A 10,631-nucleotide genomic window follows, 5' to 3' on the forward strand; every position below is an offset into this window, starting at 1 on the left:
ATAGGAGTGTTAATTATGACAGTAAACAATCAATTGCCAACGACTAAAAACGAACGTGTTGAAGAGGTCTTCGATATATTCATCAAACATATGCAGGAGTTTTTCGATGAAGCGAAACTCAACCACGAAGAATATACTAACTTTGTAAACTGGGCAGACCGCCTGGGTAAATCCGGAGAACTTCCATTATATGCAGACGTATTCCTGGAAACGCATGTATTACAGTCAATGTATACTGAACTGCCGGGGACTCAGCCTTCCCTTCTTGGACCATACTACGTTGAAAATGCGCCTTTTGTTGAACCGGATGAGAATGGTATTGTAGAACTGCCACAGCGCGCGGATGAAGAAGGCGATGTATTCTACTTCAGCGGAACAGTTAAAAATGTTGATGGTGAAGTGCTTAAAAATGCAGAAGTTGATTTCTGGCAGAACGACGGCTCGGCAAAATATTCCAATTTCGACTCGGATGCGCCAGACTTTAACCTCCGCGGACGTTTCGTAACGGATGATGAAGGTAAATTTACAGTAAAAACATTCCTGCCGTTACCATACTCAATTCCAGATCAGGGACCGACAGGTGAATTCCTGGGTTACATGGATCAGCACCCTATGCGTCCGGCGCACCTGCACATCATGTTCAAATCAGAAGGTCACGAAACGCTGATTACGCAAGTATTCTTTGAAGGTGATGAGTGGATGGAGACTGACGTGGCACAAGGTGTACGTGAAGAACTTGTTACAGACCCTGTAGACAAAGGCGATTATAAAGAATCACACTTGGACTTCGTACTTCGTAAAGATAACTAGAAAAAACCAGGGCATGGAGACATGCCCTTTTCGTATTTATGAAATTAATTGGAGGAATGGACTGTGAGAGAATTACCAGAACCAAAACTATCCCTTTTAGGACATATGGAATTATCAGTGGCGAAGCCTCACCTGCCTAAGAAAACACCAATAGGAAACCGTAGAATTATTCAGGTGACCGGCGGTAAATTCGAAGGAGAATATTTTAACGCGAAAGTGCTTCCGGGCGGTGACGACTGGATTACGGTACGCGAAGACGGAACAATCATCCAGGATGTACGCATCACTCTGGAGACTGACGATGAAGAGCTCATTTTAATGACGTACAGAGGTATCAGAACAGGGGACCGTTCAGTTTTAAACCGTCTGGACCAGGGAGAGGAAGTGGATCCTGATGAATACTACTTCAGAACCAATCCTGTATTTGAAACCGGCAGCGAAAAATATCACTGGCTGAATAACAGAATATTCATCTCAAACGGCATCCGTATGCCTGAAGGTGTCAGTTATTCAATATACACAGTCGAATAGGCGGGTAAACTCATGAAACTGATCAATACCGAAAATAAACAGATCAATGTCAATATAACTACACATCCTGAAAGTGACGTCTTACTAATTTTCATACATGGCTTAACGGGCAATTATCTGCAAATGCACCATTTCCAAAATTACTTCAAAAGTAAATATAATACATTAAGTTATGATTTAAGCGGCCGCGGCGACAGTACACTGCAAAATGATCCGGCTGATATTCAACAGCACAGCAAAGATCTGCTTGAAATCATAGACTCGTTGGAGCATGACAATATTGTCCTTGCAGGCTATTCAATGGGCGGCTATATTGCTGTAGACGTTGCAGGCCGGAGTTCGAAAGTTAAAAAAGTGGTTCTTTTGGACGGCGGCGGCGAAGCAGATGAAAATACAAGCAGTCTTGTCCTCCCTTCTCTTGGCAGGCTTGAAAAAACATTCGATTCAAGAGACGAGTATCTTGAAATGATGAAGAAGTCGTACGGTGCTATGGGAATTGAATGGAGCGCGGTCATGGACCAGGTAATCGACCATGAAATTACCGAGGCAGATGATAAAATTCATCATAAATCAGACTATGAGCTGACTAAACAGGATTTTGAGAGCTTTTATGACTTCCCTTTCGATGAAGCATACGAAAAGCTTGAAGTCCCTGTATTCCTGATAATCTGTACAGGTCCGATAAAAGATGATATCGCCCTGTTCAGTAAAGAGGGTTACGATAAAATGCTTAATACTGTTAAAGATATAAGCGCTACAGTCATAGATATCAATCACTATGAAATTGTATTTAATGAACAGAAGAACTTGAATAAACAAATAGAAAAATTTTTAGAAGAGGAGTAATTTAAAATGGAATCAAAAATCACTGATTTAAAATCTGCTCTTCACCCGGTTAAGGATGGAGATACACTGATGGTCGGCGGTTTCGGACTGATCGGTGCACCACTCTCTTTAATAGATGAGTTGACGAAGCTCGAGGTTAAAGAACTGACGGTAATCAGCAATAACGTCGGTGAGGCAGGAAAAGGACTGGGTATCCTGCTTGACCAGGGCAAACTGAAAAAAGCGGTTGGCTCATATTTTACAAGTAACAGAGAAGTCGCCAAATGGTATAATGCCGGCAAATTGGATCTTCAGCTGCTGCCGCAGGGTACGCTGAGTGAGGTCATCCGTGCAGGCGGTGCAGGCATCGGCGGTTTCTACACTAAGACGAGTGTCGGGACGGACCTTGCAAAGGGTAAGGAAACAAAAAAGATCGACGGTGAGGAATACGTATTTGAAAAAGCTTTGAAATCCGATGTGTCTCTTGTACGTGCGCATAAGGCTGACAAACTCGGCAATCTTGTTTATTACAAGACAGCCCGCAACTTCAACCCGATGATGGCAACTGCAGGAAAATATGTTGTTGCAGAAGTCGATGAAATTGTTGAAGTGGGAGAGTTGAACCCTGAGGAAATTGCGACTCAGCATATATATGTGGATAAGATTGTTCTTGCTGAACAGATATTAACTAAAGAAGGAGTGGTTCAGAAATGAGTGTAAAAGATATGATTGCTGAACGAGCTGCCCAGGCTTTAGATGAGTATTCAGTTATAAATCTGGGTATCGGCATCCCTACTCTTGTGGCGAACTATTTGGATAAGGATAAATTTTATCTGCACACAGAGAACGGATTACTTGGAGTCACATCAGTTGCAGAAGAAGATATCGACCCGAACATTGTCAACGCCGGTAAACAGCCGGTCGGTGAAGCAACAGGTGCAAGTTACTTTCACAGTGCAGACTCATTTGCGATGATCCGCGGGTCGCATGTTGATGTTGCGATTCTCGGCGTATTGCAGGTTGGCGAAAATGGACAGGTGGCCAACTGGGCGATTCCGGGTAAAGATATTATCGGTGTCGGCGGTGCAATGGATCTCCTCGTCGGAGCTAAAAAGGTGATCATCACCACAAATCACACTGCGAAAGACGGTTCACCGAAATTCCTGAAGGAATGTACTTTCCCTATTACGTCAACGAGGCCTGTGGATATGATCATCACAGATCTCGCAGTGTTTGAACGAAAAGACGATAAATTCGAACTGATAGAATTGATGGGCGACACAACACTTGAAGAAGTTGCGGAAAAAACAGAAGCGGATTATACAGTGTCTGAATCGCTGAAAAGGAGTGCGGAATAATGACTGAAGTTGTTATAGTAGATGCGGTAAGAACACCGATAGGCAGATATAAAGGTGCTTTAAAGTCAGTAAGGCCGGATGACCTTGGTGCAATTGTCATAACAGCACTTGTTGAAAGAAACCCGAATCTGGATGTAAACCAGATAGATGAAGTGATTTTCGGCAACGCCAACGGTGCGGGCGAAGAGAACAGAAACGTTGCACGTATGTCTGCATTGATCGCGGATCTACCTGAAAGTGTGGCGGGGACAACTGTAAACAGATTGTGCGGTTCGAGCCTTGACTCTGTCTCAATGGCGGCACGTTCAATCATGACTGGTGAAATTGATATCGCAATCGCAGGCGGAACAGAGAGTATGTCAAGAGCGCCATTTGTCATGCTGAAGCCTGAAAAAGAATTTCCAAGAGGCAACATGGAACTCGTGGACACGACAATCGGCTGGAGATTCCCGAATCCTAAAATCGAATCTGAACACGGTATTGATTCAATGCCGCAGACAGCTGAAAATGTCGCACAGAGATACAACATTACAAGAGAAGAACAGGATCAGTTTGCTTTTGAAAGCCAGCAGCGTGCGAAAGCCGCGGTTGAAGCGGACCGTTTCAAAGATCAGATGATTCCTGTAACAATCACCGACCGTAAAGGGAACGAAACAGTTGTTGATAAAGATGAGCATCCAAGACCGGAAACTTCACTTGAGAAGCTGTCACAGCTCCGTTCAATTTTCCCTGACGGTACAGTGACTGCAGGAAATGCCTCAGGTGTAAACGACGGTGCAAGTGCACTGTTGGTAATGAGCAAAGAAAAGGCTGAAGAACTGGGCTTAACGCCACTTGTAAAATACACGTTCTCTGCAACTGCAGGTGTAGAACCGGCTGTAATGGGTCTTGGTCCTATAGATTCTACAAAAAAGCTGCTTGAGAAAACAGGACGGACGATTTCAGATATCGGCCTGATGGAACTTAACGAGGCTTTTGCTTCACAGTCCATAGAGTGTATCAACCAGCTGGGCATTGACAGAGCCATTGTCAACGTCAATGGCGGAGCAATCAGCTTTGGTCACCCACTCGGTGCGAGCGGCGCAAGAATTTTGACGGATCTGATCTATGAAATGAAACGCCGTGATACCAAGACGGGTCTGGCAACGATGTGTATCGGGGTCGGCCAGGGTATCTCCCTAATGGTAGACAATATATAAAATAAACAGAGCCTGAATCCTTGTTATGGATTCAGGCTCTGTTTTGTTTCTAAAAGTTAAATCAGACGTTTTCTGATTGCTCCTGACAATATATCTATCAAGCTTACAAATACGACGACGACGACAAGGATCATACCGACTTCATCCCAGTTTCTTTGATATGTGGCAAGTATGAGCGGTGCACCGATACCCCCGGCGCCGACAATACCGAGCACTGTCGATGCACGTACGTCGATTTCGAAACGGTATAAAGAGTAGGATACGAACTCCGGCAGCACCTGCGGGAGAATACCGTACCACATGGATTGAATCCGGTTACCACCGCTTGCCTTGATTGCATCAACGTTCTCAGAGTCAATCGATTCAATGACTTCGGCGTAAAGTTTACCGAGCATACCGATCGAGTTAATACTGATGGCGAGAACCCCGGCGTACGGGCCGATACCGACAGCAGCAACGAAGATGATTGCAAAGATCAGCTCGGGAATCGCACGTATGGCATTCAGCAGCGCTTTTCCGATATAGGAGAACCTGCCGCCTACGTTTCTTGCAGCCAGAAAACCGACAGGTACCGCAAGAATCGTCGCAACAAATATTCCTGCATAGGCAATGGCGATTGTTTCAAGCATATAGCCGATGTATTCAGGGTATTTATCATAATTATCAGTGTTGATCAACGGTTCTATGAACAGCCGCTTCAATGTTTCCAAAGTGGACACCGAGGAGCTGTTGATGTCGAACGGCGTGGATACGAGGGCAACAATATAGATGAAAGCAAGTATGAGAACAGTGGCCAGAACATACATGCGCTTCGTTTTGTTAAAGGTTTTATGCGTTCTTATTTTATCATGCTGTTTCATTATTCAAGACGCTCCCTTAGCTTATTACTGATGAAATCAATGATCGTAATGACGATAAAGAGTGTAAAAATAATTGCTGCCACATTTTGATAATTAAACATGCTGAGCTGTTGTCTTAATATGATACCGATACCGCCGGCACCGACAAAGCCGAGCACTACCGATGCTTTCACATTGATTTCCAATGAATAGAGCGTATAGGAAGCATACTGCGGTAAAATTTGCGGAATGACTCCATATCTGATCACCTGCAGAGTATTGCCGCCTGATGCGCGGATGGCTTCAAGCGGTCCGGGATCGACTGATTCAATGGACTCGCTGAGCAGTTTACCGATGATACCTATCGTCAGTATTGTGAGGGCGAGAATACCCGAAATATCACCGATGCCGACAAGCGCAACGAAAAGAACAGCCAGTATTATTTCCGGTACAGTACGCAGTATATTGAAGAAAAACCGGATAATACGGTAGAACGTCAGATTTGTATTGATATTCGATGCGGCAAGAAAGCTGACAGGCAGTGCAAGAATCGCCCCGAAAGTTGTACCGAACAATGCGATATTCCATGTTTCAAGAAGCGGCTGGATGACACTCGTAAAGTATTCCCAGCTCGGTGGCCAAAGGTCTTCCACCACAAACAGGAAGATTATTGGGAAGCCTTCTATCACCCTTTGAGGGAAAGCTTCAGTCTGATAGGCAGCCACTATATAAAGCAGTATGACCAAAAGAAGAATACTGAGAATAAACAGCTTGAACCGCATGGGCGTCAGAACGATACGCTCAGACTTGTTCGGACTCGTTTTTTTCATCAGTCTCCTCCTCACTGCCAAGAAGATCATCCTCTTTAATCGGACGGTCATAAATCTCTTCGAAGGTCTGATCCGTCACTTCCTCTATCGGTCCGTCGAACACCAGATTACCGTCCCTTAAGCCAATGATACGGTCGGCGTATTCCATCGCCATATCAATGAAGTGAAGGTTGACAATTGTTGTGAGTCCGTCCTCCCTGCTGACTCGTTTTAGGTCTTTCATGACTTTATGTGAAGTCGGAGGGTCGAGACTTGCCACAGGTTCATCTGCGAGGATGACTTTAGGCTGCTGAGTCAATGCACGCGCAATACTGACACGCTGCTGTTGTCCCCCGCTCAGATTGCTTGCGCGGACATATGCTTTTTCATCGATTCCGACACGCTCAAGGTTATTCATCGCAATTTGCAGATCGTTCTGGGGGAACCATCCGACCAGGCTGCGCAGTGTGCCCGTATGCCCGAGTCTCCCCGCAAGAACATTTCTCAGTACGCTCATGCGCTTGACGATGTTGTAACTCTGGAAAATCATGCCGATGTTTGTTCTTACTTTTCTAAGCTGGCTGTTTTTGAGCTGTAAAATATCTTCTCCGTCCACGATGAGCTCACCACTGGTTGGTGTCACCATACGGTTGATACTCCGTATCAATGTCGATTTACCGGCGCCTGACATACCGACGATGACCACGAATTCTCCCTCGTTAATTTTTAAGTTGATGTTTTTCAAACCTTCATGTCCATTCGGATACACAAGGGAAACATCGTTAAATTCTATCAATGCATTCACCATCCCGGGAATAAAATTAAAAATATGTAAAAGGGAGATGCGTAAGGGAGTCCCTTCATCTCCTTTTGAAAATGTTGTTATTCGTTTAAGTCACTTTCGAACTCTGCATATACTTCACGTACAATATCATAGTCTTCGGACTCTGCTTCAGCAATGCCGTCCCACTCATAAATTTCATACATGATATCAAGCATTTCTTCATTTTCATTCAAACTTAGGAAAGCATCTGTAATCTGCTGTTTCATATCATCCGGCAGTTCAGAACGGACAGAAATGGTATCGTTTGGAATTTCATCTGTATGTCCGATCACTTTGACCTGATCCATTACATCCGGAAGATCTTCTTCAACAGTTACACGAGCATCATCAAAGGTAGTAGCGAAATCTGCCTGTCCGTCATACACTTGTGTAATTGCGTTATCATGACCGCCTACTGAAAGCTGATCAAAATGACTTTCCAGTTCATCCACGCCCATCTCTTTCAACTGCATTGCAGGGAAAAGATAACCGGAAGTTGATAAAGTATCCGGGAACGCCCAGACAAGCCCTTCCTGATCCACAAGATCTTCAATGCTTTCAATATCTGAATCTGCATTAACTACATATTGTGCAACGTAAGATTCTGAGCCGTTTCTGACAGATTTTAAAATCACGTCAACATCTGCACGTTCTTCAGCCTGTACAAAACTGAATGGTGCAAGGAAACCGATGTCAACCTGCTGTGTTCTCATCGCCTCGATCAGACCGCTGTAATCGACCATGACCTCAGCCTCCACTTCAATACCAAGCTCTTCTGAAAGGAACTCTTCAAGCGGTTCAGCTGTTGTGGCGATATTACCTGCATCACTTGAAGGAATAAAACCCATGGACAATGACTCAATCTCTTCACCGGATTCTTCTGAAGTCTCCTCGGTATTCTCAGCGGCTTCACTATCTTCGTTACCTTCAGAGTCTGAATCATCACTCTCACCGTTACCGCATGCAGCAATTACAGAGATGACCATGATTAAAGCAAACAGCAAAAGAAAACGTCTTAACCCAAAATTCATTTCGTCTACCTCCCAAGTAGAAATATGTATTTTATTTTCTCAAAGAGAGAAAAATTTCCCTCTTCTACCTTAAGAATATTTAAACCGTTTTCCAAAGTCAATGTTATTTTCAAATAATTAGGAAATACGTCATCAAGTATAAAATAAACTCCCCTTTATATTATGAATATATCGGGGAGTCTCGTCGTGTACTATCCTATTCAAATTTTAAAACGGCAGTTCAATCTCTGTATTTCTGCTTATCAGCTCTGCAGTCTCCAGAAGCGGCGATAAATAATGGTCTTCAACTTCTTGTCTTGTCGTCTGGGAGGAGTTTGTGGAGCAATTGATTGCGGCGATGACTTCTCCACGCATATTGCGGATCGGTGCAGCGATGGACATCAGTCCGATTTCCAGCTGATCTTCGCTGATCGCCCATCCTTTTTCACGTATTTCTTCGAATTCTCTACGCAAATCTACTTCCTTATATGTCGTATTCGGGGTGAGGGCTTCGAGTTTCGCGGTGGCAAAAAATTCCTGAAGCGCTTCTTCACTTTTTTGCGCAAGTAATAACTTACCCATGGAAGTGGCGTATGCAGGCAGATGTGTGCCGATATTGAGTGAAATATTCATGATTTTATTCGCAGGCACACGTCCGATGTAAACAATTTCCTCGCCCACTAACTTGGCAATTGAACTTGACTCATTGGTCTGCTTAGATAATTCACGCAACAGGGTCGTTGTAATTTCCCAGCTGTCTCTGGCAGTCATGTAAGAATAGCCGAGTGACAGAACTTTAGGCGTCAGATAAAATCGGTTGTCGAGCGCCTGTGCGTACCCCAGATTGACCAGCGTGATTAAGACGCGTCTTGCGGTCGGTCTGGAGATATTGGTCAATTTTGCTGCGGTTGATATGGTTAAATGATCGTGGCTGTCAAAAGCTTCAATGACTTTCAATCCCTTTGCAAGTGTTTGAAGATGATCAGCACTATTAAATTCTTCCGTCATAATTATCCCTCAATTGTACGATAGTTAAAAATCTGTACTATTATCATATCATTTTTAAGGTGATAAATCTTATATAATTAAATGTTAAGGCCAGAAACCGATCCACTGCCAATAAGTATATGCCACGAATGTAATGATGAAAACACTTGCGATTGTCGATAGTATTCCCGGCAGAAGGAAATCCTGCTGCTCCACTCTGCCTGTACTGTGAGCGACAACATTCGTCATCGTTTCCACCACGAGTATAAAACCGAGCAGCAACGTCACTGCTGAAAGCACTGACATGACCACAGGATCAAGTCCGGACTGGGCTGACAGACTGATCAGTACCGGCAGCAAAGTGATTACAGCAGTGGATACATTGGTTACGCCGAGGTGATACAAGTGTGACACCAATACAGTAATGGGTATCGCAAGCCACGGATTACTGAATATCTCCACTATTACAGGTGGGGAAACCAGTAATTCAAGCAAGTCTATCGCTCCGGACTCAATCAGTGAGTAGCCGAGGGACAAGGTTGCACCAATCAGCAGTACGATGCCGAAATTAATATTGAGCAGTTTTCTCCACTCTACGAAGCCGGTGCCCGGCATGGCCATCATGACGACAGCAAACAATGCGCCGAATGTCGGGTGGTAACCATGCCATGACTCTGTGAGCCATATAAAAATGGTGATGATTAATATGACTATACATTTTATTTCATCTGCCTTAATTTTTCCAATCGCAATGTTCTTTTTCTTCATCTCTTCCTGCAATGTCTCAAAAGATTCATCTTCTGCCGGCGGATAAACTTTCCATATGATATATAACACTGAAACGACCAGTAATATCCAAATCGGGGCAGTGTATATAAACCATTCCAAACGCGAATTTCAAGTTTAAGTTAGCCACTAGGGTATAATCCCAATCCAGAGTTTGTGAAAGCACTCTGGTGGCTGGGCTTCTCCTCCCCCGAGGGGAGGAGAAAAATTTTACACTAGGCACTTTGTACCATTTGTGTTTGATTGAGTGCCTTGGCGAAACGCTCATGCGGTGTCTGGTAGCCCAGGATTTTACGTGGGTAATCATTCATCCACGGTTGGATGCGCTGGATTTGTCGATCACTGACGGCAGAGATCGGCTGGCCTTTCGGGATAAACCGGCGAATGAGCTTATGCTGGTTCTCGCTGGTCCCCCGTTCATATGACGCAAATGGCCGAGCAAAGTAGACGTCTGTCACATGCTTCAAGGTTTCATGAAGTGCACTGAATTCAGAGCCATTATCCGATGTGATGGTCTTGAATAACGACGGCATGTGGTCACCGGCCCGTTCAACGAGTGATTCAATCGCCTCAGTGACGGATTGCGCGTCCTTGCCATCAATTTTTAACAGCACTTCAAATCGGGTCTGTCGCTCCGCGAGTGTCAGCAACACC

General features: G+C 44.4%; 13 protein-coding genes. 6 read left to right on the forward strand and 7 right to left on the reverse strand.

Annotated features, from left to right (window positions below; genetic code table 11):
• Positions 1-15 precede the first annotated feature (15 nt).
• The 6 genes from BO48_RS09025 (at position 16) to BO48_RS09050 (ending at position 4,723) form a co-directional block, all read left to right on the forward strand.
• Positions 16-810 carry a dioxygenase family protein gene (locus tag BO48_RS09025; RefSeq protein ID WP_496367119.1) on the forward strand — a complete coding sequence of 265 codons (795 nt, stop codon included), beginning with the start codon at positions 16-18 and terminating at the stop codon, positions 808-810.
• A 63-nt stretch (positions 811-873) separates the two neighbouring features.
• Complete coding sequence (locus BO48_RS09030; RefSeq protein ID WP_496367120.1) at positions 874-1,341, forward strand: DUF3237 domain-containing protein; 468 nt, start codon at positions 874-876, stop codon at positions 1,339-1,341.
• Positions 1,342-1,353: 12 nt separating this feature from the next.
• Positions 1,354-2,187, forward strand: a complete 834-nt coding sequence (locus BO48_RS09035; RefSeq protein ID WP_496367121.1) for an alpha/beta fold hydrolase — start codon at positions 1,354-1,356, stop codon at positions 2,185-2,187.
• A 6-nt stretch (positions 2,188-2,193) separates the two neighbouring features.
• Complete coding sequence (locus BO48_RS09040) at positions 2,194-2,880, forward strand: CoA transferase subunit A (RefSeq protein ID WP_496367122.1); 687 nt, start codon at positions 2,194-2,196, stop codon at positions 2,878-2,880.
• Positions 2,877-3,524 (forward strand): 3-oxoacid CoA-transferase subunit B, encoded by a 648-nt coding sequence (locus BO48_RS09045; RefSeq protein WP_092988183.1) that lies wholly within the window; start codon positions 2,877-2,879, stop codon positions 3,522-3,524. The genes BO48_RS09040 and BO48_RS09045 overlap by 4 nt, the downstream gene beginning before the upstream one ends.
• Positions 3,524-4,723, forward strand: coding sequence for a thiolase family protein (locus BO48_RS09050; protein ID WP_496367123.1), 1,200 nt, complete (start codon positions 3,524-3,526; stop codon positions 4,721-4,723). The genes BO48_RS09045 and BO48_RS09050 overlap by 1 nt, the downstream gene beginning before the upstream one ends.
• 56 nt (positions 4,724-4,779) lie before the next feature.
• On the opposite strand, the gene phnE (BO48_RS09055) is transcribed toward BO48_RS09050, so the two are convergent.
• The 7 genes from phnE (BO48_RS09055) to BO48_RS09085 form a co-directional block, all read right to left on the reverse strand.
• Complete coding sequence (gene phnE / locus BO48_RS09055; protein WP_092988187.1) at positions 4,780-5,583, reverse strand: phosphonate ABC transporter, permease protein PhnE; 804 nt, start codon at positions 5,581-5,583, stop codon at positions 4,780-4,782.
• Positions 5,583-6,392 (reverse strand): phosphonate ABC transporter, permease protein PhnE, encoded by an 810-nt coding sequence (phnE, locus tag BO48_RS09060; protein ID WP_496367125.1) that lies wholly within the window; start codon positions 6,390-6,392, stop codon positions 5,583-5,585. The genes phnE (BO48_RS09055) and phnE (BO48_RS09060) overlap by 1 nt, the downstream gene beginning before the upstream one ends.
• On the reverse strand, positions 6,364-7,167 hold the full coding sequence (phnC, locus tag BO48_RS09065; RefSeq protein WP_496367127.1) for a phosphonate ABC transporter ATP-binding protein: 804 nt from the start codon (positions 7,165-7,167) through the stop codon (positions 6,364-6,366). Before phnC ends, phnE (BO48_RS09060) begins: the two co-directional genes overlap by 29 nt.
• Before the next feature lie 86 nt (positions 7,168-7,253).
• The gene (locus BO48_RS09070) at positions 7,254-8,225 is read right to left on the reverse strand and encodes a phosphate/phosphite/phosphonate ABC transporter substrate-binding protein (RefSeq protein WP_496367128.1); all 972 of its coding nucleotides are present in this window, start codon (positions 8,223-8,225) and stop codon (positions 7,254-7,256) included.
• Between the two features lie 207 nt (positions 8,226-8,432).
• A complete protein-coding gene (locus tag BO48_RS09075; protein WP_496367129.1) occupies positions 8,433-9,212 on the reverse strand; it encodes an IclR family transcriptional regulator domain-containing protein in 780 nt (259 codons plus the stop codon).
• Between the two features lie 84 nt (positions 9,213-9,296).
• Positions 9,297-10,079 (reverse strand): SLC13 family permease, encoded by a 783-nt coding sequence (locus BO48_RS09080; protein ID WP_496367130.1) that lies wholly within the window; start codon positions 10,077-10,079, stop codon positions 9,297-9,299.
• Positions 10,080-10,192: 113 nt separating this feature from the next.
• The coding region (locus BO48_RS09085; RefSeq protein WP_496367131.1) for an IS30 family transposase at positions 10,193-10,631 on the reverse strand (439 nt) is incomplete at its 5' end.

Source organism: Lacicoccus kunmingensis DSM 17847 (genome assembly GCF_059568765.1).